The following is a 21,951-nucleotide window of genomic DNA, read 5'->3' as shown; positions in this document are numbered from 1 at the left end:
CGCGTGCACGCAGGTTTGAGTCCCGTCGGGTGTGGGGGTCGTCTTGCTCTCGACCGATGTTAACATCGTTAGTACCCTGCACAGTTGGACGGAGTTCGAGTTATTAACCGCCGAATCCGTGCCTTTCGCCGAACTCGGCCGACCAGAAGCGAGTTGCCAGTTGTAATTTCAACGATGGGACGATGGTGGAACGACACCGGTTGAATCCAGATCGACACGGTCACCGATACGCACAATTTCGAGACTGCGGGGGTACTCGAAAGATGCCGCGTCTTCGTGTAGGGACTTCGGGTCGTCGAGCACGCCTTTCCACATATCGTAGTGAGAAGGCAGGAAGCGGTCAAGTTGGAGCGCGTTCGCCGCCTCGACAGACTCGCTCGTCGTCATGTACCACTTCGTGGAACGGGTTTCGTTTTCAGCCTCGTGGTAGACCCGCCCAACCGTACCAATCGCGAGAACGCCGAGGTCGATATCGAACTCGTCGCCGATAGCCTCGAATTCAGCAGCTGGTTTGCTATCACCGCCGTGGAAGAATGTTCCCGTGTCGTGCTCGATGACGTATGATACGGGTTCGATGGCGTCACTGTCGTTAGCACCACGGACGTGCACTTTAAAATCACCAACTGTGAATGAGTCACCCGCGGCAATAACCTCCCGCTGGTCTTCGTTGACACGCAGGTCGCCATGGTAGTCGGCTGACTCGTAGCAAGCACTTGGCGCGTAGAGCATCCCGCCATCGTCGAGCAACGGGCCGTAAGATGGTGGGTGCATATGGTCGATGTGTTCATGTGTAGTGAGGACACCGTCACACTCCGTTGCGTCGATAGGGTTCATGGGTACCGGAATCATCCGAACGAGCCCCGGTGGGCTGGCATCAGCGAAATAAGGGTCGATGTAGAGTGTAGTCGTCGCAGAACGAACGACGAAGCCGTTGCAACCGAGGTACCATATCGAGACGCCATCTGGGGAAGTCTGTTCGATTTCGCTGACGAGCCAGTCGCCCCACGTCGAATGTATCGTGTCTTCTGTCATAGCTAGAATCGACTCGTTCGGATGAGATACCCCGTACGAGTTTGAATCTTTCGGGAGTGTATAAGGATTGATATGTTTGTATCCGGATACCAATAGGAACGCGTTTCGGTGAGCACGAAGGCGCGCCGTGGTAGTGACCGACCCTGAGTAGAGTTTCGTTTCTGTAAGACTATCCCAGAGATTATCGCACCAGAACGGGCGTCGACGGAGCGGCTCATTCTCTGCAAATCGTTTCGGAGTTTCTAAAGAATGACAATCCCTAAGTTAGTGTCATCACCGAATGAGTCGGAAGGTCGTGAGGGTGGATGCAGATTGGAGACAAGTCACCACCTCGTAGAACAACGGTCTCGAAGGACAGAGTGACGGATTTTCTGAACTGCAATCTGGCGAAGGCAGAAACGCTCCAAAAAACTCAGTGTGCGACACGAGTGAACGAGTTTGCGATAGTTCAGATTGTATCGAACATAGAATTACAAGCATAATTGTGTAATTCTAATTGAGCCGAATCGATTTTTGTGCAACGATAGTGAACAAACATGTATAGAGTTCTGGCCATGTGGAGATACCACAGTATCGGTTCGCTTCGGAATCCGGACAACAACGTCAACGTCCCGGTGTCTTCGTTGAGCTGTTTCACCGCATCCACGCTCTCGTACGCGAGGTCTAGCGTCGTGTCGCCGGGGGGTCCCTCGCGCTGGCCGAGGAGGGTCGCAATTTCGGCGAACCGGTCGGGTTCAGACGGAACGTCATACTCCATAACGTGAGGGAGGAGTACCGCATTTGCTAACCCGCGGCCGATACCGTGTTCGACGACGAGTGGATAGGTCAACGCGTGAACCGCGCCGAGGCCTGAATTTACGAACGCCTGACCCGCGAGCGTCGCCGCGGCGAAACACATATTGTAGCGTGCTTGGTCGTTGGCCGCGCCTTGGTGAACTGCCTGCCGGAGATTCGATCCAGTTAGCGTGTCTTTCGACGCTGTTAGGAATTGTGGGACACGTCCCAACTAAGCGGCTTCGTGAAGGCTGATTCTAAGGACTGGGTTGTTCGTAGTTAGCGCAGATATGAAACATTCCCTGAATTTTTGATTAGCTCGTTGTCGTGCATGGACAATGAGTTTAAGCGGTATCTGACGAAAACGGAGAATCAAACAGGCAAACCTTATGTCGCTATATAGAATCTTCGACACGGGTGGCTCCCGGGCATCGGAGGCTAGGCTAATTGCGAGTCGAATCCCCCCGTTCGAAGGCGAGACTCCGGCGAAGTGCTCGATTCCTCCCCAGTCCGAACGGTGGCGTCTCGACCGACGGCTACCCCGAGCCGTCACCGAGCCCCAGTTCGTCGTGGAATACCGACGTGAGGCGGTCGACCGTCCAGCCGTTTTCGTTTATCGCGGTTCGCTCGATCTCGGGCTCCGAGAGGACGCTGACGGAGTCGCCGACGGCGCGTATCGTCCGGCCGGTGATACCGGCCGCGTCGTCGCTCATCAGCGCGGCGACGACCGGCGCGATTTTCTCCGCCGACTTCGACTCGTCGTCGAGGAGACCCTCGGTCATCCGCGTGTACGCGATGGGCAACAGGGCGTTCACTCTGACGTTCGACGCGGCGAGTTCCCGTGCCGCCGTCCGCGTGAGTCCGAGGATGCCCGCCTTCGCCGCTCCGTAGTTCGCCTGTCCGACGTTTCCGAGCGCCGACGGACTCGTGACGCTCACGAAGGACCGCTCCGACGCGAGCCCGCCTTCGGTCTCCTCGTCGCGGTCGCGCCAGTGGCGAGCGAGGTTCCGGAGGAGCGAGAAGTGGCCGCGCAGATGAACGTGAATCACGGCGTCCCACTCCTCACCCGTCATGTTCGTGAGATACGAGTCGCGGAGGATGCCGGCGTAGTTGACCGCCCCGTCGATTCGCCCGTACGCTTCGAGGGTGTCCTCGATGAGGGTCTCCGTGTACTCCAGGCTGGTTATGTCGCCGACGTGCGCCATCGCCTCGCCGCCGTCGGCTTCGATTGCTTCGGCGGTCGTCGCGGCTGGGTCTTCCGCGGTGCCCTCGCCCGCGAGCGACGTTCCGAGGTCGGTGACGACGACTGTCGCACCGTTCGCGGCCAACTCCTCAGCAGTGGCTCGACCGAGGTCGCCGCCACCGCCGGCGACGACGTACACGTTTCCGTCGAGAAGGTTCGTCATTCGTACTGTTCTGTACTATCGACCCTTATAAGATATACGGGTGTCTCGCCCCGCTTTCGACCCGTCGTTGCCTCTCGGGCGTTGGGTGCGACCGCGAACGCGACTGGGTATCTCGCGTCTCGACCCAAACGAATATACATTGATGTATACATTATATAATTATTCAATATGAACCTTCGTGTATGTTCGTTACTGTCTATGTCCGTTACGTGCATAGCGTTGTAATGGTGTGTGTCAGAATCTGTCTGTTATTGCGACTGTATACGTTTGTGTATACTCACTCGATTCGCGGTGTTCCGGCTCAGTAGGGCAGGAAGCGGGCACCGAGAACAGTCTATGCGATGCTATCGGTCGGCACACACCAATTCCCACAGTCCTCGCCGACGGCGTGACGGCGGGACGGTGGAATGCGGGGCGGCCGTGAGTACGGCGGCGCTCCGTCAGAGGAGTTCGCGGGCGATGATGTTCTTCTGTATCTCGTTCGTGCCCTCGTATATCTTCGTGATGCGGGCGTCACGGTAGTACTTCTCGACTAAGTTGTCCTCGACGTATCCCGGTCCGCCGTGTACCTGAACGGCTTCGTCAGCGACCTCGACGGCCCGTTCGCTGGCGAACTGCTTCGCCATACTCGCGAGCTTCATCGCGTCGTCGTCCCCGCGGTCGCCCGCGGAGGCGGCGCGATAGGTCAGCGACCGAGCGGCCTCGACCGCAGAGCCCATCTCCGCAATCTTGTGTTGGATGGCTTGATACTCCTTAATCGGTTTTTCACCCTGCGTGCGCGAGTTCGCGTAGTCGGTCGCCGCATCGAGGGCCGCCTGCGCGACTCCGACCGCCTGTGCGGCCACGTTGACCCGCTCGGTCTCGAAGAACTCGAGCAGGTGATAGAAGCCCCGGTCGACCTCTCCGACGACGTTCTCCTTCGGAATCCGGACGTCGTCGAGCTCGATTCCCGCGACGTCCGCCGCGCGAATCCCCAACTTGCCGGTGATGGGTGTCGCCTCGAACCCGTCACGGTCCGTCGGCACGAGGAACGCGGTCAACCCCCGATGCTCGGCGTCTTGGGTCGTCCGAGCGATGATGATCGCGACGTCGGCGACGGACGCGCCGGTAATCCACTTTTTCTTCCCGGTGAGCGTCCACTCGTCGCCGTCGCGCTCGGCGCGGGTTTGAATGCCCGCCATGTCGGAGCCGTAGTCCGGTTCGGTAAGCGCCATGCACGTTCCGACTTCGCCGGCGGTTATCCGCGGGAGCCACGTTTCGCACAGCTGTTCGTCGGCTTGGTCCAACAGGAGCGTCGAGCCGAAGCTTCGCGCCTGAATCGCCAGTCCGATACCGGGGTCCGCCCGCCAGAGCTCCTCTGTGTAAATCGCCATCTCCAGCGGGTCGAGGCCGAGCCCGCCGTACTCCGAGGGGACGTTCGCCCCGACGAGTCCCGATTTGGCCGCCTCGGCGATGATGTCGTCCGGATACTCGGCGGTTCGGTCGTACTCCCGTGCGACGGGCGCAATCGCTTCTTCGCCGAACGCGCGCACGCGTTCTCGAATCTCGTCGTTCGACTCGGTCAATTCGTAAGCCATTATCTCAATTTTAGAATACAGTGGTAAGTATTCTTCGACAATTCTCTGACAACGTTAATACTTTTTGCCGCTGGACTGACCGGAGAGATTTTACCCGCCGCGTGCGACTGAGTGTCGTGTGAAGCACCATAACACGCCGATACACGTCGAACACGTGGGCATCGCCGTCGAATCGGTCCGAGACGTGGAACCGGTTCTCGTCGCGCTCGGCTGTCAGAAACTGCTCGACGACACGGTCGACGACCAGTTCCGGTGGGCGTACTACCGACTCGGGGACGGCTCCCGTCTCGAACTGATCGAACCGACCGGAGCGGACTCGTTTCTCACGAACTATCTCGACGCCAACGGTCCGGGCCTCCACCACGTGACCTTGGAAGTCGCGGACATCGGGGCCGTCGTCGAAGCGATGGAGGCGAACGGGTTCTCAGTCGTCGATTACGAGCGCCGCGACGAGTGGTCCGAGGCGTTCGTCTCGCCTCGGAACCCGACGGGAACTCTGTTCCAACTCATGGAGTACCACGACGCCTACGAGCGTAACCGTCCGCACCCCCCGGAAGAGCTGTTCGTTGCCGGCTCCCGACTCAGCGCTTCCGACGAAGACTGACCGACGCTCACTTCGCGGACCCAGTCGGCGAGACCACCGCGCCGGCGAGCGGTTTCGCTCACCGAATGGGACACACTGGTAACAACAACCGGAAGATTAATTTAAATTGTGTAGAATTACTATCTGTAGGCGTAACAAGAGATAGCACACACGAATTCGGACGTCCGCGGGCCACGGCCCTCTCGACGCCGCGTCGACCGCGTACGAACTCGCAATCGGTGCGCACCAGACATATGCAAAAACCACTACTCACTACGGACTTCTTGGAACGGGCTGTCAAACTATACGGGGACGAGGTCGGTGTGGTCGCCGACGACGGGACAGAGTTCACGTACGCCGAACTCGGTGAGCGCATCAACCGCCTCTCGAACGCGCTTCGGGAGTGGGGCGTCGAGAAAGGCGACCGCGTCGCCCTCCTGTCGCCGAACTCCCACTACTTCATCGAGACGCTCTACGCGTCGATGCAGTTGGGGGCGCTGTACGTCCCGTTGAACTTCCGACTCCAGCCCGAGGAGTACGACTACCTCGTCAATGACTGCGAACCGACCGTCCTCATCGCCGATTACGACTACGCCGAGAAACTCCAACACCTGAAAGAGGCCGGCGACACCAGCGTCGAGCAGTGGGTGGCGTACGACGCCGACAGCGTCGAAGGCGAGTGGCACGACTACGAGACGGTTCTCGACGAGGCATCGCCCGAACAGCCCCCGACCCCGGACCTCCGCGAGGACGACGACGCGACGATTCTCTACACGAGCGGCACGACCGGTGACCCGAAAGGCGTCGTTCACACGCACCGAATACAGCACTATCACGCGCTCATCCACGCCCACCACACGGAACTCGAAGACAACGACACGATGCTGTGGACCTCGCCGATGTTCCACATCAACGGCTGGGGTCACATCTACGGGCTGACCGGCATCGGCGGGAAGCACGTCATCCTCCGCGACTTCGACCCCGCCAAAGTCTTCGACCGAATCGAAGAATACGACGTCTCGTTCCTCGGTGGGGCACCGACCGTGCTCAACATGCTGTTGGAGTACTACGAAGACGCCGACGTGCCCACGCGCGGTGACCTCCCCGTCCGCGTGGAGACCGCGGCGAGCCCCCCGCCGAAAAAGACGATTCGACGAACGGAGGACGAACTCGGCTGGCGTATCATCCACGCCTACGGTGCCACGGAGACGGGCCCCATCATCACGACCAGCAACTCGAAACGCAAGATTGCGAAGGGCGACAAATACAGCATCATCAACAAGCCCGGCTTCGCCACGCTCAACACCGATATTCGGGTCGTCGACACGGACGGCCAAGACGTCCCGCTCGACGACCGGACGAAAGGTGAGGTCGTCGTTCGCGGCAATCAGGTGCTGGACCGGTACTGGAACAAGCCCGACGCCACCGACGAGGCGTTCAACGACCGCGTCGAGGGCTGGTTCCACACCGGCGACATCGCGACGATGGACGAAAACCGCATGATTACGATCGTCGACCGGAAGAAAGACATCATCATCTCCGGCGGCGAGAACATCTCCAGCATCGAAGTGCAGGACACCATCTACGACCACCCGGACGTGTCTCGCGCCGCGGTCATCGCGGTTCCGCACGAGAAGTGGGGCGAGACGCCGAAGGCGCTCGTCGTCACGCGCGAGGGGTCGGACCTGACCGAAGAGGGCCTCATCGAGTTCTGTCGCGAGCGACTGGCGCACTACAAGTGCCCGACCGTCGTGGAGTTCAGAGACAACCTTCCGGAGACGTCGACGGGCAAGATTCAGAAGTTCGAGCTTCGACAGGAACACTGGCAGGAGGAGGAACGAGGCGTGAACTGACGTGCCGCTCGTCTCGACGCCGGACGCGCGGTTCGACGGCCTTCCGGGGTACGACTACCCGGTCCGGCGCGTCTCGGTCGGCGACCCCGAGATGGCCTACGTCGACGTCGCCGGCGACGGGGCGGAGACGTTTCTCTGCCTCCACGGCGAGCCGACGTGGGGATATCTGTACCGCGGGCTGGTCGACCGCCTCGCGGACCGCGGGCGAGTCATCGTTCCGGACGCCATCGGCTTCGGCCGGTCGGACAAGTACACCGAACGCGACGAGTACGATTTTCGGCTCCACTACGACGCGCTCGTGTCGTTTCTCGAAGCGCTCGACCTCACCGACGTCACCCTCCTCTGTCAGGACTGGGGCGGCGCCATCGGGCTGACCGCCGCGGCGAACCACCCCGAGCGCTTCGCCCGCCTCGTTCCGATGAACACCGACCTCCCGTCGGGTGACCAGACGATGTCTCCGGAGTGGCACCGCTTTCACGAGTTCGTCGAATCGACCGACGAACTCGACGTCGGACGACTCGTTCGGAACGGCACGAAACGCGGTCTCTCAGACGCCGAGGCGGCCGCGTACGACGCCCCCTATCGAAGCGATTCCGAGAAGGCGGGTGCCTACGCGTGGCCGGACCTCGTCCCTCGTCGCGGGGGCGGTGACGGCTCGGCGCTGACCGCCGCCGCCCGCGACGCCCTGAGCGAGTGGCGGAAGCCGGCGTTCGTCCTCTTTTCGGACGGCGACCCGATTACTCACTACGCGCGGGACGAACTCCGCGACCTGCTTCCAACGGCCGGTCGCCAGCCCGACGTCTGGCTCTCCGACGCCGGACACTACCTTCAGGAAGACGCCCCCGAGGAACTCGCCGACGCCGTCGTCGCGTTCGTCGACCGAACGTAGACTGGACTGCACGGAGACCGACCCGGCGGGGACGCTTCGAGTCGAACTCGGCGTTAAAACAAGCCTCGTGACCTTCGTCGCCCCGACTGCCCCGACCGTCCCGACCGACGACCGGGAGATCCGACCGCCCGCTAGACGGGCGTGAACCGATAGAAGACCCGGTCTTGGTCGGTCGGGCCGTCTACCTCGACGATTTTGAGCCGGACCGCGCTCCCGATTTCGAGGTCCTCGTACGACGCGTCGTCGACCCGCGCCGAGAGTCGAATCGGGCCGAGGTCGACGACGCCGGCGACGAACGGCGTGTCCCCGTTCATCCCGATTGCGGACGTTCCGCGCACCTCGGTAAAGGAGTACATCTCGCCTTCGTGCGGGAGGTCGACGTATTCGAGGTCGTCGCTCGTACATTCGGGACAGACGATACGCGGCGGGAAGTGTAGCTCGCCGCACTCCCGACACTCCGTGGTCGTGAACCGGCCGTCGCGGAGGTTCTCGTAGAACTCGTGAATCTGCGTGTGTTCGGGGTCCTGTAGCTCGTAGAAATCGAGGAGTCGCGGCAGTTCGATTTCGGTCGGAATCGAGACGGTCTCCCGCGGCACGTCGCCGCCGTCTGGCAGTACGGTCTCGTCGTTCGATTGGTGGTCGCTCATTGTGGGTCCCTCGCGAGCGTCATGACGCTGTGCACTGAGCCGCTCCCGCTGAGGTTGTGAATCAGCCCCGTCTCCGGGTCGCCCGCGACGGCGCGGGCGGACGGCACCGCGCCGGCGAACTGGCGGTAGATTTCCAGTGCCTGCGAGACGCCGGTCGCACCGAGCGGGTGTCCACAGCCGAGTAGTCCGCCGCGGGGGTTGACCGCGACGTCGCCGTCCAGTTGACTCCGCCCGTCTTCGACGAACTGCCCGCCCTCTCCGGGCTCGCAGAAGCCGAGTTGTTCGTACTCGATTATCTCGCTAATCGAAAAGCAGTCGTGGACTTCCGCGACGTCGATGTCCCGAAGCGGGTCGTCGATGCCGGCCTGTTCGTAGGCCTCCTGCGAGGCCTCGCGGGCCTGCGGCCACGTCGTCATCGACGGGAGGTTGTTGATGGAGTTCCCCGCCATACAGGACTGGCCGCTTCCAGTGATGTACGCGGCGGTCTCGGCCCCGAGTTCGTCGGCCTTCTCCTCGCTGACGAGCAGGAGTCCGGTCGCGCCGTCGGTAATCCCACTGCAGTCGAGCAGGTTCAGCGGGGGCGCAATCGGATACGAATCGAGCACGTCGTCGACATCGACCCTCTTTCTGTACTGCGCGAAGTCGGTCTCGGCGGCGTGGTTTTTGTTCTTGACGCTCACCATCGCGAGCTGTTCGCGCGTCGTCCCGTGTTCGTGCATGTGCCGCTGTGCGAACTGCGCGAAGTGGGACGGCCCGTTGAGCCCGTTGACGCCGTCGAACTCCCTGTCGAGGACGTTCGTCATGTTCGACTGCATCTCGGGCATGTACTCCTTTCCGAGGTTCATCTTCTCGACGCCGAGGACGAGCGCGACGTCCAGTTGCCCCGCGGCAATCGCCAGCCACGCGTATCGGAGCGCGGCCTGCCCGCTGGCGCACGCCAGCTCCGTCCGCGCAATCATCTTGTTGGCGTTGATGCCCAGCAGTTCCGCGGTGAGCGGGGCGACGTGGCTCTGGAACGCGAATCGCTCGGGCTGGACGGCGCCGACGAACAGTCCCTCGACGTCGTCCGGTTCGATGCCGTCGACATCGTCGAAAGTCGCCTTGCCGGCCTCCTGCGCGAGGTCTTTCCACGTCGCGTCGCGTGCGCCCCACTCGGTCGTGCCACCGCCGACGATGGCCGCGTTCTGCGGCATCGTCAGTCCTCGAAGTTCGGCTGGCGGTCGTTTCGGAACGCCTGGACGCCCTCGACGACGTCGTCGGTGCTGGTGAGGAGTCCGAACCCTTGGCTCTCCAACTTCAGTCCGGCGTCGAGGCTGGCGTCCTGTCCCTCGTTTATGACCTGCTTTGCGACCTTGAGCGCCGTCTTCGGCCCGGCCGCGATGTCGTCGACGAACGCGTCGACGGTGTCGTCGAACTCGTCGGGCGAGACGGCCCGGTTGACAATCCCCCAGTCGGCGGCCTGCTCGGCCGGGATGTGGTTCCCGCGGAAGACCAGTTCCTTCGCGCGCGGCTCCCCGACGAGCCGGGTGAGTCGCTGGGTGCCGCCGCCGCCGGGAATCAACCCGAGGTCGATTTCCGGGCTCCCGAACGTCGAGTTCTCGGTCGCAATCCGAATGTCGCACGCCAGCATGAGTTCGAGGCCGGCGCCGAGACAGAAGCCGTCGATTGCCGCGACCGTCGGTCGGTCGAAGTTGTAGATGCGCTCGATGGACTGCTCGACGTCCATAATCTCGGTCGGGGCGTTGGTGAGAAAGCCCGTGATGTCCGCGCCGGCCGAGAACGCGCGGTCGCCGGCCCCGGTGAACACCACGCACGAGACCTCGTCGGTGTCCGCGGTCGACAGCGCGCGGTCGACCTCGGCGAACATCTCTTCGGAGAACGAGTTCAGGCGCTCGGTGCGGTCGAACTCGATGGAGAGCACGGCCCGTTCGTCGAGGTCGACGTTGAGGAACTGATACGGCCACTCCCCCGTGTAGTCGTAGAACCCCTTGCCGGCGACCTCGCCGGTGTCGCCGTTTTCGACGAGCTCTCGGAGGTGCTCGGCGGGTCGATACCGCTCCGCTCCGGTCGCTTCGTGAAGCGATTCGAGCTTTTCGAGCACGGCGTCGAGACCGATTTTGTCGCCGACACGGCAGGTCCCGAGCGGGAACCGTCCACCGAGGCGGACGCCGAGGTCGATGTCCTCCGGCGTGGCGACGCCGCCCCCGACTAACTTGGCGGCTTCGTTTATCATCCGCGCTTCGATGCGGAGGGTGTCGAACTCGCCGGCGTCGTCGGGGCCGTACGTCGGTCCGTCGCCGTCGTCGTACTCGTAGAAGCCCGACCCCGTCTTCCGGCCGAGCGTCTCACCTTCGACCATCTCCGCAATCGGCGGGGGCACGTCGAACGCGGAACTGTCGATGAAGTCGTACCCGATGTCGATACCGCTGTAATCGTTGAGTTCGAACGGACCCATCGGATAGCCGCGCTGGAAGACCATCGCCGCGTCCGCCTGTTCGACCGTACACGCGCCCTCGTCGAGCATCCACGCCGCCTCTCCCATGAACGGGACGAGCACGTTGTTCACGACGAATCCGTGGACGTCTTTCCTGACGTCTATCGGCGTCTTCCCGATGGACTCGACGTAGGTGTGCATCGCTTCGACCGTCTCCTCGCTCGTCTGTTCGCCGTGGACGACCTCGACGAGCGACATCTTCACCGGCGGGTTGAAGTAGTGAGTCCCGACGACCTGTTCGGGTCGGTCGGTGGAGTTCGCCATCTCCGTTATCGAGAGCCCCGACGTGTTGCTCGCGAGAATCGCGTGGTCGGGCGCGTACCGGTCGACTTCCGAGAACGTGTCCCGCTTCAGCTCCATCTTCTCCGGAACCGCCTCTACGACGAGGTCCGCGTCCTCGACCGCGCGTTCGAGGTCCACGAACCCGCTGACGCGGGAGAAGACGTCCTCCGCCGACTCGTCTATCTGACGCTTCTCGGCGAGCTTTTCGAGACTCCACTCGATGCTCTCGAGTCCGTTGTCCACGAACTCCTGTTCGATGTCTCGGAGTGAGACCTCGTACCCGGCAATCGCGGCCACCTCTGCGATGCCGTGGCCCATACTGCCGGCTCCGAGGACTGCGACTCGCTCTATGTCGTTCTCGTGCATCATCTATACTGTACTTAACCCGCCTATTCAATGTTGCGGGAAGAATACATACTGTTAGCTCTACTCTGATTCGATAGTACGATAGATGCGAATATGCGATGTATAACACACATTGGAAATCGAGCTACCGAAACCGGGGACACTCGCCGCGGGCCCTCCCACCGAAACCGTCGGTATCTCGGACTGTCGTGCGACGGTCGGTCCTCGACGTGCTCAACCTTCCCGACTCCGATGCGACACCGCGTCCGCGCGAGAGCGACTGTACAGTCTACGCCGAGGAGGCTTTCAACTGTTAACCTCGTCCGAATATTCCTAACCATCGAAAAGGATATAACTCCGTGATTCAAGTACTGATTGGACCATGAGATCATTTAGCAGACGGGAGTTCGTCAAAGTAGCCGGGGCAGGAGCGGCCGTCGCGTCTTCGGGGCTCGCAGGGTGTACCGGCACCGGCGGTTCGGGCGGCGGCGGCGGTGGCGGCATCGGCGAGGAGATTACGATTGCGTGTCCGACGGCGCTGAGCGGGGCGTTTGCCCCGTATGGGGAGGCGGAACGAGACGGGGGGATGCTCGCCGCCCGACATCTGGAAGAGGAGTTCGACGTCTCCATCGAGATCATCACCGGCGACTCCGCCGCCGACCCGAACGAGGCGGTGAGTCAAATCGAGGGGATGGTCGTCGACGACGGCGCACACATGGCGTTCGGCGGCGTCAGTTCCGCGGTCGGCATCGCCGTCGGGGCGTGGGGGTCGGAGAACCAGGTCCCCGTCTGCGTGCACGGCGGGTCCGACGATATCACGGGCTCGCAGTGTGCGCCGTATATGTTCAGCACGTACATGTCGAATACAATGCAGTTGGGGCCGGTCGCGCCGGCGATGGCCGACCTCGAAGACGACTGGTACATCCTGTACTCGGACTACACCTGGGGGCAGACGGCCTTCGAGGCCTACTCCGAGGCGCTCGAAGCCGAGGGGGCCAACGTCGTCGGCAGTCAGGCAGTCCCGTTCCCCACACAGGAGTACAACCCTTACCTCAACAGCGCGGCGAACTCCGACGCCGGCGGCATCGCGTTACTCGTCGCGGGGTTAGACCAGCGGGCCTCGACCAGTCAGATACTCAGCCGCGAGATGCAGGACGACTACTCGTTTATGATGCACCAGACCGAAGACGTCGGGCTCTGGGGCATCGACCCGGAGGCCGCGGCGCTCTTGGACGTGAACAGTCAGGGCTGGAGCCCGTCGCTCGACGTCCCGGAAGACTGGCTCCAAGAGGTCGGCGAGATCTCGGACCACGACCCGTTCGTCCGTCACTACATGGGGTACGTCTCCGTGGACCAACTCGTCCGCGCCGCGGTTCGCGCGGACTCTCTCGAAGGCGCGGCCATCCGAGACGAACTCTCCGGACACGAGGTCGAAAACCAGACCATTTACGACCTCCAGCCCTCCGCTGACACCATCTACTGGCGCGAGGGCGACCACCAGTTGGTCCAGCCGACCCACATGACGTCCGGTCGTCCGGTCGAAGAACAGCAGAACGACCCGAACAAGGTCTGGTTCGACGTCGCGGACACGATGAGCGGAGACGACGCGTCGCCCGAACCGAGCGACGAGTGTGAGCTCTAACTGAGATGGCTACCTCTACACTCAGGCGACTCGGAGCCGGGTCGCGCTCGACGCCCGCCGTCGGTGTCGTTATCGCGTCGGCCCTGCTGTTCTTGCTCACCTTCGCCGTGTTCCCCGACCTGTTCGTCCAGAACCTCATCGGGGGCGTCGCCTACGGCATGGTCTTGGCGATTATCGCGCTCGGGCTGGCGCTCATCCTCGGTCTCCTCGGCGTCGTGAACTTCGCTCACGGCGGACTGTTCATGTTGGGCGCGTACGGTGCCTACGAAATCGTCGTCACTCAGGGGCTGTCGTTCTGGGCCGCGCTCGTCGTCGTTCCGATTGCCGTCGGCGTACTCGGCGTCGCGATGGAGGTGAGCGTCCTCCGACGACTCTACGGGAAAAACCCCGTTATCGGCCTGCTGGCAACGTTCGGCGTCTTCTTGATGATAGAGGAGGCGACGAGGGCACGGTGGGGCGGAACGCCGCTCACGTTCGAAATCCCGCCGGCGCTACAGGGCGCGATTCCCCTCGGCGTGGGGCAGATTGCGACGATACGACTGCTGACTGTCGTCGTCGCGGCGTTCATCATCGTCAGCATCTACAGCCTCATGTACCGAACCGACTTCGGGCTCACGATTCGAGCCGGGCTTCAGGACAGGGAGATGGCCGAGTTCATCGGCATCAACATCCCGATGCGGTTCACCATCGTCTTCTTTCTCGGCTCCGCCATCGCCGGGCTGGCCGGCGTCCTCCGGGGCGCCGAGACGGGCATGGACCTCTCGCTGGGATTCGAGTTCGTCCTCCTCGCGTTCGTCATCGTCATCATCGGCGGCGTCGGGAGCATCTTTGGGAGCGTCGTAAGCGGCCTCCTGGTCGGTGTCAGCGTGTTTATCCTCCCGGTCACGGCTCGGGCGCTCGCAAGCGTGACCGGCGTTGACGCGCTCAACGTCGCCGGAATCGGCGGCGTCGTCCCGTACATCGTGATGCTCGTCGTCCTCTTGGTCCGACCGCGCGGGCTGTTCGGCGAGGAGGGGTTACTCGAATGAGCTACACGGCTCGGCTCAAGCGACTGACGAGCGACGTGGGTTTGGACACGGTCCGCGACCTCAAGATTCCACTCGGAATCGTGTTGGTCGCGTTCCTGCTTCGCCCGGTTCTCGGCTCCGAACTCGTTCTCGGCACGCCGCACATCGCGACGACCGTCCTCATCTGGATGCTGTTCGCCGCGGCGTTCAACCTCCTGTTCGGCTACGTCGGACTCCTCTCGTTCGGGCACGCGATTTTCCTCGGAACGGGAGTCTACGTGACCGCCATCGGCCTCTCCGAGTTCGGACTCCCGTTTTCGCTGATGACGGTCGTCGCCATCGTGGCTTCGGGTGCAATCGCCTACGGAATCTGCCGGATAATCGTCCAGTACGGGGAGATTTACTTCGCGATGCTCACGCTGGCGTTCGCGATGGGCGTTCACTTCATCGTGAACTCCAACCCGTACGGGCTGACCGGCGGGTCCGACGGGCTCCGTTCGGGCACGACGCCCGAATGGATCGGCAGTTTCAGAGGTCAGCGCGTCATCGACGTTCAGTGGTTCGCAGACCTGCTCGGTGCGTTCGGGCTCCAACCCAACTACTACTACTTCGTGGCCGTGGTGTTCGTCGTCGCGATGGTCCTGCTTTGGCAACTCATCCGCTCGCCTTTCGGACAGACGCTCGTAGCGATTCGAGACAACGAGGAACTCGCCCGGGCGATGGGCATCTCGGTGAACCGGTACAAGGTCTGGGCGTTCACCATCTCCGGCGCGTTCTCGGCGCTGGCCGGCGCGTTGCTCATGCTCAGTAACTACGGGGCCGCAATCGAGAACTTCAGCCCGGAGACCAGCGCGGAGGTGCTCTTGATGACCATCTTCGGCGGCGCGAACTTCTTCTTCGGGCCGCTGGTCGGCGCGCTCAGCTGGTTCGGCGTGCAGGAGTATCTCCAGTCGTTCGAGGTGCTGGGCCTCCCGGTCGTCGGCGCTATCGAAGTGAGCGGCGTCCTCGGCTACTGGCGGTTTTTCTTCGGGTTGGCCTTCGTCGTCGTCATCCTCCTCTCGCCTCGCAACGGCGTCTGGGGCTACGTCCGGAACGGCGTACAGAACGGCATCGACGCGCTCCGACAGCGGGGTTCCAATGACTGAGTCGCATTCCGAAACACCGCCGGAGAGACAGTAACTATGCAGACAGATACCGATCCGAAAGAAGCGGCGTTAGGCACAGACGGCCTCACCCGACGGTTCGGCGGCCACGTCGCGGTCGACCGTGTCGATTTGGCCGTCTCGAAGGGCGAACTTCGGTCGATAATCGGGCCGAACGGAGCGGGCAAGACGACGCTTTTCAACGTCCTCACGAACGCGCTCACGCCCTCGGAGGGCCGGGTGTACTACGACGGGACCGACATCACGGACGTCCCCCAGTACGAACGCCCCCACATGGGGCTGGTCCGGTCGTTCCAGTCGAATCAGCTCTTCGAGTCGAAGACGACGCTCGAAAACGTGCGGATAGTCGCACAGACCATCGAACAGGGGTCGTTCGCGTTCGATTTCTTCCGCGACGGCCGACGCGTGGCCGAAGAGCGGGCCTACCGGATACTCGACCAGGTCGGCCTCACATCGCTTGCCGAAGAGACGGCGACGAACCTCTCGCACGGCGACCAGCGGCGACTCAGCATCGCGATGGCGCTCGCAACGGACCCGTCCGTGCTTCTTCTCGACGAACCGACCAGCGGGATGGGGCCCACCGAAACGGAAGAGACCGCTGAGATGATACAGTCTATCCAGTCCGAGTTGGGACTCACGTTACTGCTTATCGAACACGATATGAGCATCGTGCTCTCGATGAGCGACCGCATCTCCGTCCTCGACCGTGGCAAGATAATCGCGACGGGCGAACCGGACGCGATTCGTGACGACGACGCGGTACAGAAAGCGTACCTCGGCGGTATGCGGGAGGAGCTATGACGCTTTTGAGCGTCGACGGACTCGAAGCCGGGTACGAGACCGGACAGGTGCTGTTCGGCATCGACATGGAGATCTCCGAGGGCGAGACGGTCTCGCTGTTAGGGCGAAACGGCGCCGGGAAGACGACCACCATTCGCTCGATTGTCGGCGCTGAGACGCCCCGCATAATCGACGGGTCGATAACGTTCCGGGGGACGGACCTCCTCGCCTGCCCGACACACGAAATCGCCGACCTCGGCCTCGGCTACGTTCCGGAGGAACGGCGGTGTTTCCCGCGATTGACCGTCGCGGAGAACATCCACGTGGCGGCGACGTCCGTCGACGACCCCCTCCCCGAGTCCGAGATGTTCGAGTTCTTCCCCGAACTCGACCAGATACGCGACCGCGACGCGAAGAACCTAAGCGGCGGCCAACAGCAGATGGTTTCCATCGCTCGCGCGCTCGTCGCGAACCCGGAGTTGATGCTACTCGACGAGCCGTGCGAGGGCCTCGCGCCGACGATCGTCCGGCAGGTCGAAGAGGGCATTCGGCGGATAAACGAAGAGCGCGGCGTGACGGTGCTCATGGTCGAACAGAACGTCGCCGCGGCCATGGCAATCGCCGACCGACATTACATACTGGAGGAGGGCGACCTCGTCAACGAGGTGACGACAGCGCGGCTCAGAGAAGACGAAGACCTCCGACAGGAGTATCTCGGCGTCTGACGCGTTCGGCTCGCGTTGGGCCGACCGACCGTGTCGATGCGAGACTGGACTCGGTGCGGCTTTCGCATCGGGACGGGTCTCCTCGGCGGGACACAAACCGCAGACGGCTCCGAAAACCTATCATACCTCGCCGCCGAAAATCGAGTCGATATGACCAACAAACGACCCGACTGGGAATTCAAAGACCGCGATGTCATCATTCTCCGCGAACTCGGCCGCGACCCACAGCTCTCCGCTCGGGAGCTGACGACCGTGCTCAAAGAGGAGTACGACATCGACGTCTCGCACGTGACGGTCAGCAAATCGATTCGCGACATGCGGAGCGCGGGCGTGTTTCGGGAGGCCATCATCCCGAACGAAGACTACTTCACGTTCTCGCTGATGGAGTTCAAGTTCAACCCGGAGAACTTCGCGGACCATTGGCGGGAGACGATGGAGTTCCTCCGCGACAGTCAGTACACGCTCTTTTATTTCCTCTCCGACGGCGAGTACCAGTGGAAGGCGGTCATGATGTTCCCGAGTCGAGAGGTGCAGTCCCGCTGGCTCCACGACTTCTACAAGGACCACGGGAAGATGGTGCACAACGTCCGCAGTTCGGTGATGACCAACGTGCTGAAGTTCGGGACCGAGCCGCAACTGTTCGACCATCTCAAAGAGGACGCCGACGACTGACCGACGGTCGGAATCGCGCTCGGTTCGGTGGTACCTACCCGGCCTGGCGGTATCCGCCGAGGCGCGAACAGAGTGGTCCGGAACTGGACCCCGCGCGCCTACGGTTCGGCCTCGGCGTAGAAGTTGAACGCCTCGAACACCGGGCGGTCGGTCATCCCGAGGAGAATCGCTTCGCCGTCGGGGTCGTGGTGGTGAATCTCGTCCGGCGGAATCACGAAGATGTCGCGTTCGCTCCATTCGAGCACGTCGTCGCCGACGTGCGTCGCGCCCTCGCCCTCGATGACGAAGTACGCGTCGACGGCGTTGTGGAAGTGCGGGTCGGTCTCTTCTTGAAGCAACTGCGCGCGGAACGACATCGTCGGAAACAGCGGCGGCTGGCCGGTCGCGGGGTTGACGTACGAGAGACTGTAGCCGTCGTGCGGGTCCGGGTCGTCGTTTTCGGCTCGCTGTCGGAGGGTCTGGAGGGTGTCTTTCCAGCTGAATCGGTACGGCGGCGTCGCGGCGCAGTTCCCCTCGAAGGGTCCGGGAATCCCGTCTTCCTTCGTGTCCTCGAACGGGCGGGCGCGTCCGTACTGCGACTCCCAGTAGCCCTGCGACTTCGTCACGGGCTGGCGGTCGAGTTCGTGGTTCTCGAAGGTGTTGCGCGCGTTGAGCGAGTCGAGGACGAGCGGGAGGTCGAGCACGTCGAGCCACGCCGCCGTCTCGTCGCCGTCGTTGACGTGGTCGTGCCACTCCCACTGCGGCGTCGTGATGAGGTCGTTGTCCCGCATCGGGAACTCCTCGCCCGCGACGACGGTCTTCATGTCCTCGCTCCCGTCGATAGTGAACCGAAGCGCGTTCGCCCCGTGTCGGTGTGCCGGCGCGGTCTCGCCGGGCGAGACGGTCTGGACGCCGACGTAAATCGTGTTCGAGATGGCGTTTCGGTATCCCGTGTTGACGGGCACGGCGACGCGTCGCTGGAACCCCGGCGGGAGGTCCGCGATGGGGACGTCCCGCTCGATGGCGTCGATCGACGCCTGGATGTCTTCCCACTTCCAGATGTCCGCCTCGAACCCGCCGAATTGGTTTCCGAAGTCCTTTTCGACTTCCCAGAGAGGTCGCAGGTCGTTCTCCTCGAGGAGACGCTCCGTGTCGGTACTCATCTCTAGGAGTTCCTTCGGCTCTTGTTCAGCCATGGTGTAAAGTTCCCGAGGATTCCTCATAAATGTATGGGTCTATTCTCGTCGCGTGGCGCCGCTACGGGCGGACACCGTCACCCGTCACCCGTCCCCCGCCACCCGCCACCCGGGTCGCTACTGGCTCACCTGCGCGTCGAATATCTCCTTCGAGGGGTACAGCTCGCGGCAGTCCTCGCAGACCATCTGCCCCTGAATGGCGTACTCCCAGAGCTTTCCGCCGCAGTTCGGGCAGTCGAAATGGGCCCGAACGAACGGGTTCGATTTGGCGTAGATGTTTTCGAACTCGGCCATACGGCCACACGGTTCGGACGTCACAAAAACATGCCGTCGGTCGCCTCGACCGCGGCGACGCCGGCGTGAGTCACCCCTCGGTGTACGGTTCGATGGCCTCCCGGAGTTCGGCCGGGAGGTCGCGCGAACTGACGTCGTCCGTGCTCGCACAGACGCGCGTCTCGTGGCCGGTGAACGTCACCTCGCCGTCTTGGTTGCGCGCGACGTAATCGAAGCGGAGGCTCCGGGTGCCGAGCGTCGGCGTGATGGTTATCTCGATTTTGTCGCCGGCCTCCATCGGGCGCTCGAACTCGAAGTCGATTTCGACGAGCGGGAGCCCGAAGTCGTATTCCAGAGAGATTTCCCAGAGCGGAAAGCCGACCTCCTCCATGAACATGTCCGAACTCTCGTGGAGCGTGTCGACGATGCGGGGGTAGTGCGCGATGCCGAAGGGGTCCGTGTCGGAGAACCGGACCGTCCACGTGCGCGTGAAGCCGGTCATTCTTCGAGCACCACGAGCGCGTCGAGGGCGGTCGCACCGCTCGGCGTCACCAACACCGGGTTCACGTCGATTTCGGCGATCTTCTCCCGCTCGACGAGCAGGTCGCCGACGCGCTTGACGACCCCCGCGAGCGCGTCGATGTCCGCTGGGTCGCTCCCTCGATAGCCTTCGAGAAGCGGCGCGGACCTGAGCTCCTGTACCGCCGCCCGCGCGGTCGCCTGCGTGACGGGGGCCAGCCGATGGGCGGTGTCTTCGAATATCTCGGTGAAGACGCCGCCGAGTCCGGTGAGCACGACGGGACCGAACGAGGGGTCCCGAAGCCCGCCGACGATGACCTCGGTTCCGGCGTCGACGTCGGCGGCGGCTTCGACCAGCACGTCGGCGTCGATACCGCTGTCGGCGGCGGCGTCGAAGACGTCCGCCGCGACGGCCGCGGCCTCGTCGGCGTCCGCGACGCCGACAGTCACGCCCAGTCCGCCCATCCACTCGCTTTTGTGGGTCACCGCCGGCGAGGAGACTTTGAGCACGACCGGGAAGCCGATTCGCTCGGCCGCCGCGGCGGCGTCCTCGGGCGTCGAGGCGACCTCGAACGCGGGGGTCTCGATGCCCGCGTCGGCGAGAAGCCCCTTCGCCTCGGCCTCGGTGAGCGTCGTCCGGCCGTCGGCGCGAGCCCGTTCGATGGGGTCCGACTCACGCATTGTCGACCACCTCCGCGGGCGCGGCGTCCGCAGTGACGCGCGCGTATTCGGCGAGCGCGGCGACGGTATCGGCGGCCCGCTCGGGCGACTCGAAGACGGGGACGCCGACGGATTCGAGCTCCTCGCGGTCCGGTTCGAGGAGCGATTCCGGGCCGGCCGTCGCGAACACGACCGGCTTTCCGACGGACTCAGCGAGCCCGTCGAGGTCCTCGGTGGGGAACCCGAGCGCGGCCTCGTGAAGCTCGTACACGAGGACGGCGTCGACGTTCTCGTCGGCCGCGACCGCGCGGACGACCTCGCCGAACTCCGGCATCGGCCGCCCCGTGTCGACGGGGTTCGCCGAGTAGGTGATGCCGGGGAGAATCTCGTTCACCGTCGCCGTCGTCTCGTCTTCGAGCGGCGGGAGCGAGACGCCGGCCCGTTTCAGGCGGTCCGCGATGATGATACCGGGGCCGGCCTGCGCCGTCACGACGCCGACGTTCGTCCCGTCCGGAAGGGGTGCGGTCGCCGCCACGTGCCCGGCGTCGAGGAGTTGACTCGTCGAATCGACCGTCGGAACCCCGTACTGTGCGAATCCGGCCTGATAGAGCGCGTGGTCGCCGGTGAGCGCGCCGGTGTGCGACTCGGCGAAGTCGCCGACGTCCGCCTCGCCGACCTTGTAGGCGAAGATGGGTGTCTCCGCGTCGTAGCAGGTTTCGAGGAGCGAGCGCGCGTCGTCGGTCCCCTCGACGTGGAGCACGATTGCGCCGGTGTCCGGGTCGCCGTCGAGGTATTCGATGACCTCCTCGAAGCCGACGTTCGCGCGGTTGCCCAGCCCGACCATCGCGGAGAGCCCGCGTCGCTCGCGGGTCGCCTGAAACGCGATGGAGTGGGCGACGCCGCCGCTCTGGGCGACGATTGCGAGGTCGCCCGCCGGGAAGCTCTCGACGCCGGTGGCGAACGAGCCGTACAACCCCGTCCGCGGGATGACGAAGCCGCTCGTGTTCGGGCCGAGCAGGGCGATGCCGTGTTCGTTTGCCGTCTCGGTGAGTCGGCGCTGTATCTCCGCGCCGTCGTCGCCGGCCTCGGCGAAGCCGCCGGAGTAGATGACCGCGGCACCCACGCCCGCCGCGCCGCACTCCTCGATGACCTCCGGCACGACCGGCGCGGGCACACAGAGCAACGCGAGGTCGACGTCGTCGTCGATGTCGGTCACCGACGCGACGAACGGCTCCCCGAACGCGGTGCCGTCTGCGGACGGGTTGACTGGATAGACCCGCCCGCCGAAGTCGTGGACGTTCTCCATCGCCTCGTACCCGATTTTCCCCTCTTTCGTCGACGCCCCGACGACCGCGATAGAAGACGGGTCGAAGAGTCTGTCGAGTTCGAATTGGTGAGTCACGTCAGCACGTATTCGGAACAGGAGCATAGTGCTTTCGCCCCGACTGAACTT

General features: G+C 63.3%; 21 protein-coding genes. 9 read left to right on the top strand and 12 right to left on the bottom strand.

Annotated elements, in window-relative coordinates; translation table 11 throughout:
• Window positions 1-168 precede the first annotated feature (168 nt).
• The 4 genes from C441_RS17970 to C441_RS17955 form a co-directional block, all read right to left on the bottom strand.
• The gene (locus tag C441_RS17970) at window positions 169-1,032 is read right to left on the bottom strand and encodes an MBL fold metallo-hydrolase (protein ID WP_007276378.1); all 864 of its coding nucleotides are present in this window, start codon (window positions 1,030-1,032) and stop codon (window positions 169-171) included.
• A 448-nt stretch (window positions 1,033-1,480) separates the two neighbouring features.
• Window positions 1,481-2,038 (bottom strand): iron-containing alcohol dehydrogenase, encoded by a 558-nt coding sequence (locus C441_RS17965; protein ID WP_083874955.1) that lies wholly within the window; start codon window positions 2,036-2,038, stop codon window positions 1,481-1,483.
• Window positions 2,039-2,342: 304 nt separating this feature from the next.
• Complete coding sequence (locus C441_RS17960) at window positions 2,343-3,212, bottom strand: SDR family oxidoreductase (protein ID WP_007276376.1); 870 nt, start codon at window positions 3,210-3,212, stop codon at window positions 2,343-2,345.
• A 440-nt stretch (window positions 3,213-3,652) separates the two neighbouring features.
• A complete protein-coding gene (locus tag C441_RS17955; RefSeq protein WP_007276375.1) occupies window positions 3,653-4,789 on the bottom strand; it encodes an acyl-CoA dehydrogenase family protein in 1,137 nt (378 codons plus the stop codon).
• A gap of 118 nt (window positions 4,790-4,907) precedes the next feature.
• Here C441_RS17955 and C441_RS17950 point away from each other — a divergent pair, with 118 nt between their 5' ends.
• The 3 genes from C441_RS17950 to C441_RS17940 all read left to right on the top strand — a co-directional run bounded on the left by C441_RS17950 (window position 4,908) and on the right by C441_RS17940 (window position 8,114).
• Window positions 4,908-5,393, top strand: coding sequence for a VOC family protein (locus C441_RS17950; RefSeq protein ID WP_007276374.1), 486 nt, complete (start codon window positions 4,908-4,910; stop codon window positions 5,391-5,393).
• A gap of 233 nt (window positions 5,394-5,626) precedes the next feature.
• Window positions 5,627-7,225, top strand: a complete 1,599-nt coding sequence (locus C441_RS17945; RefSeq protein WP_049920686.1) for a long-chain-fatty-acid--CoA ligase — start codon at window positions 5,627-5,629, stop codon at window positions 7,223-7,225.
• Window position 7,226: 1 nt separating this feature from the next.
• A complete protein-coding gene (locus tag C441_RS17940; protein ID WP_007276372.1) occupies window positions 7,227-8,114 on the top strand; it encodes a haloalkane dehalogenase in 888 nt (295 codons plus the stop codon).
• A 131-nt stretch (window positions 8,115-8,245) separates the two neighbouring features.
• Here C441_RS17940 and C441_RS17935 read toward each other — a convergent pair whose 3' ends face one another.
• The 3 genes from C441_RS17935 to C441_RS17925 are packed head-to-tail and all read right to left on the bottom strand — an operon-like array spanning window position 8,246 to window position 11,903.
• Window positions 8,246-8,761 carry a Zn-ribbon domain-containing OB-fold protein gene (locus C441_RS17935; RefSeq protein WP_007276371.1) on the bottom strand — a complete coding sequence of 172 codons (516 nt, stop codon included), beginning with the start codon at window positions 8,759-8,761 and terminating at the stop codon, window positions 8,246-8,248.
• Window positions 8,758-9,954, bottom strand: a complete 1,197-nt coding sequence (locus C441_RS17930; RefSeq protein ID WP_007276370.1) for a thiolase family protein — start codon at window positions 9,952-9,954, stop codon at window positions 8,758-8,760. The genes C441_RS17935 and C441_RS17930 overlap by 4 nt, the downstream gene beginning before the upstream one ends.
• A 2-nt stretch (window positions 9,955-9,956) precedes the next feature.
• Window positions 9,957-11,903 (bottom strand): 3-hydroxyacyl-CoA dehydrogenase/enoyl-CoA hydratase family protein, encoded by a 1,947-nt coding sequence (locus C441_RS17925; RefSeq protein ID WP_049920685.1) that lies wholly within the window; start codon window positions 11,901-11,903, stop codon window positions 9,957-9,959.
• Between the two features lie 361 nt (window positions 11,904-12,264).
• Between C441_RS17925 and C441_RS17920 the strand changes: the two genes are divergently transcribed.
• From C441_RS17920 to C441_RS17895, 6 genes are all read left to right on the top strand, one after another.
• Window positions 12,265-13,524 carry an ABC transporter substrate-binding protein gene (locus tag C441_RS17920; protein ID WP_083874954.1) on the top strand — a complete coding sequence of 420 codons (1,260 nt, stop codon included), beginning with the start codon at window positions 12,265-12,267 and terminating at the stop codon, window positions 13,522-13,524.
• A gap of 5 nt (window positions 13,525-13,529) precedes the next feature.
• Window positions 13,530-14,552 (top strand): branched-chain amino acid ABC transporter permease, encoded by a 1,023-nt coding sequence (locus C441_RS17915; RefSeq protein WP_007276367.1) that lies wholly within the window; start codon window positions 13,530-13,532, stop codon window positions 14,550-14,552.
• Window positions 14,549-15,676 carry a branched-chain amino acid ABC transporter permease gene (locus C441_RS17910; protein WP_007276366.1) on the top strand — a complete coding sequence of 376 codons (1,128 nt, stop codon included), beginning with the start codon at window positions 14,549-14,551 and terminating at the stop codon, window positions 15,674-15,676. The genes C441_RS17915 and C441_RS17910 overlap by 4 nt, the downstream gene beginning before the upstream one ends.
• Before the next feature lie 36 nt (window positions 15,677-15,712).
• Window positions 15,713-16,495 carry an ABC transporter ATP-binding protein gene (locus C441_RS17905; RefSeq protein WP_007276365.1) on the top strand — a complete coding sequence of 261 codons (783 nt, stop codon included), beginning with the start codon at window positions 15,713-15,715 and terminating at the stop codon, window positions 16,493-16,495.
• Entirely contained in the window at window positions 16,492-17,199 is a 708-nt protein-coding gene (locus C441_RS17900) for an ABC transporter ATP-binding protein (protein WP_007276364.1), read from the top strand. Before C441_RS17905 ends, C441_RS17900 begins: the two co-directional genes overlap by 4 nt.
• 150 nt (window positions 17,200-17,349) lie before the next feature.
• Window positions 17,350-17,871: a helix-turn-helix domain-containing protein gene (locus C441_RS17895; RefSeq protein WP_049920684.1), complete on the top strand. Its 522-nt coding sequence runs from the start codon at window positions 17,350-17,352 to the stop codon at window positions 17,869-17,871.
• Between the two features lie 98 nt (window positions 17,872-17,969).
• Here the strand turns inward: C441_RS17895 and gdoA are convergent, their stop codons facing one another.
• The 5 genes from gdoA to C441_RS17875 form a co-directional block, all read right to left on the bottom strand.
• Window positions 17,970-19,046, bottom strand: coding sequence for a gentisate 1,2-dioxygenase (gene gdoA / locus C441_RS17890; RefSeq protein WP_188424359.1), 1,077 nt, complete (start codon window positions 19,044-19,046; stop codon window positions 17,970-17,972).
• 117 nt (window positions 19,047-19,163) lie between these two features.
• Window positions 19,164-19,340 (bottom strand): hypothetical protein, encoded by a 177-nt coding sequence (locus C441_RS20085; protein ID WP_007276361.1) that lies wholly within the window; start codon window positions 19,338-19,340, stop codon window positions 19,164-19,166.
• 70 nt (window positions 19,341-19,410) lie between these two features.
• The gene (locus C441_RS17885) at window positions 19,411-19,821 is read right to left on the bottom strand and encodes an acyl-CoA thioesterase (RefSeq protein ID WP_007276360.1); all 411 of its coding nucleotides are present in this window, start codon (window positions 19,819-19,821) and stop codon (window positions 19,411-19,413) included.
• A complete protein-coding gene (locus C441_RS17880; RefSeq protein ID WP_007276359.1) occupies window positions 19,818-20,519 on the bottom strand; it encodes an acetate--CoA ligase family protein in 702 nt (233 codons plus the stop codon). The genes C441_RS17885 and C441_RS17880 overlap by 4 nt, the downstream gene beginning before the upstream one ends.
• Window positions 20,512-21,927: an acetate--CoA ligase family protein gene (locus tag C441_RS17875; protein ID WP_007276358.1), complete on the bottom strand. Its 1,416-nt coding sequence runs from the start codon at window positions 21,925-21,927 to the stop codon at window positions 20,512-20,514. The genes C441_RS17880 and C441_RS17875 overlap by 8 nt, the downstream gene beginning before the upstream one ends.
• Window positions 21,928-21,951: the final 24 nt, after the last annotated feature.

Source organism: Haloferax sulfurifontis ATCC BAA-897, assembly GCF_000337835.1.
GTDB classification, from domain to species: Archaea; Halobacteriota; Halobacteria; order Halobacteriales; family Haloferacaceae; genus Haloferax; species Haloferax denitrificans.
This window is presented reverse-complemented; position numbering and strand designations above follow the sequence as displayed.

Bases quoted from the DNA above. Each gene is read 5' to 3' on its own strand.
- gdoA (WP_188424359.1), bottom strand. From the start codon at position 19,046: ATGGCTGAACAAGAGCCGAAGGAACTCCTAGAGATGAGTACCGACACG.
- C441_RS17880 (WP_007276359.1), bottom strand. From the start codon at position 20,519: ATGCGTGAGTCGGACCCCATCGAACGGGCTCGCGCCGACGGCCGGACG.
- C441_RS17900 (WP_007276364.1), top strand. From the start codon at position 16,492: ATGACGCTTTTGAGCGTCGACGGACTCGAAGCCGGGTACGAGACCGGA.
- C441_RS17915 (WP_007276367.1), top strand. From the start codon at position 13,530: ATGGCTACCTCTACACTCAGGCGACTCGGAGCCGGGTCGCGCTCGACG.
- C441_RS20085 (WP_007276361.1), bottom strand. From the start codon at position 19,340: ATGGCCGAGTTCGAAAACATCTACGCCAAATCGAACCCGTTCGTTCGG.
- C441_RS17955 (WP_007276375.1), bottom strand. From the start codon at position 4,789: ATGGCTTACGAATTGACCGAGTCGAACGACGAGATTCGAGAACGCGTG.
- C441_RS17920 (WP_083874954.1), top strand. From the start codon at position 12,265: ATGAGATCATTTAGCAGACGGGAGTTCGTCAAAGTAGCCGGGGCAGGA.
- C441_RS17935 (WP_007276371.1), bottom strand. From the start codon at position 8,761: ATGAGCGACCACCAATCGAACGACGAGACCGTACTGCCAGACGGCGGC.
- C441_RS17910 (WP_007276366.1), top strand. From the start codon at position 14,549: ATGAGCTACACGGCTCGGCTCAAGCGACTGACGAGCGACGTGGGTTTG.
- C441_RS17895 (WP_049920684.1), top strand. From the start codon at position 17,350: ATGACCAACAAACGACCCGACTGGGAATTCAAAGACCGCGATGTCATC.
- C441_RS17885 (WP_007276360.1), bottom strand. From the start codon at position 19,821: ATGACCGGCTTCACGCGCACGTGGACGGTCCGGTTCTCCGACACGGAC.
- C441_RS17970 (WP_007276378.1), bottom strand. From the start codon at position 1,032: ATGACAGAAGACACGATACATTCGACGTGGGGCGACTGGCTCGTCAGC.
- C441_RS17905 (WP_007276365.1), top strand. From the start codon at position 15,713: ATGCAGACAGATACCGATCCGAAAGAAGCGGCGTTAGGCACAGACGGC.
- C441_RS17875 (WP_007276358.1), bottom strand. From the start codon at position 21,927: ATGCTCCTGTTCCGAATACGTGCTGACGTGACTCACCAATTCGAACTC.
- C441_RS17925 (WP_049920685.1), bottom strand. From the start codon at position 11,903: ATGCACGAGAACGACATAGAGCGAGTCGCAGTCCTCGGAGCCGGCAGT.
- C441_RS17945 (WP_049920686.1), top strand. From the start codon at position 5,627: ATGCAAAAACCACTACTCACTACGGACTTCTTGGAACGGGCTGTCAAA.
- C441_RS17930 (WP_007276370.1), bottom strand. From the start codon at position 9,954: ATGCCGCAGAACGCGGCCATCGTCGGCGGTGGCACGACCGAGTGGGGC.
- C441_RS17960 (WP_007276376.1), bottom strand. From the start codon at position 3,212: ATGACGAACCTTCTCGACGGAAACGTGTACGTCGTCGCCGGCGGTGGC.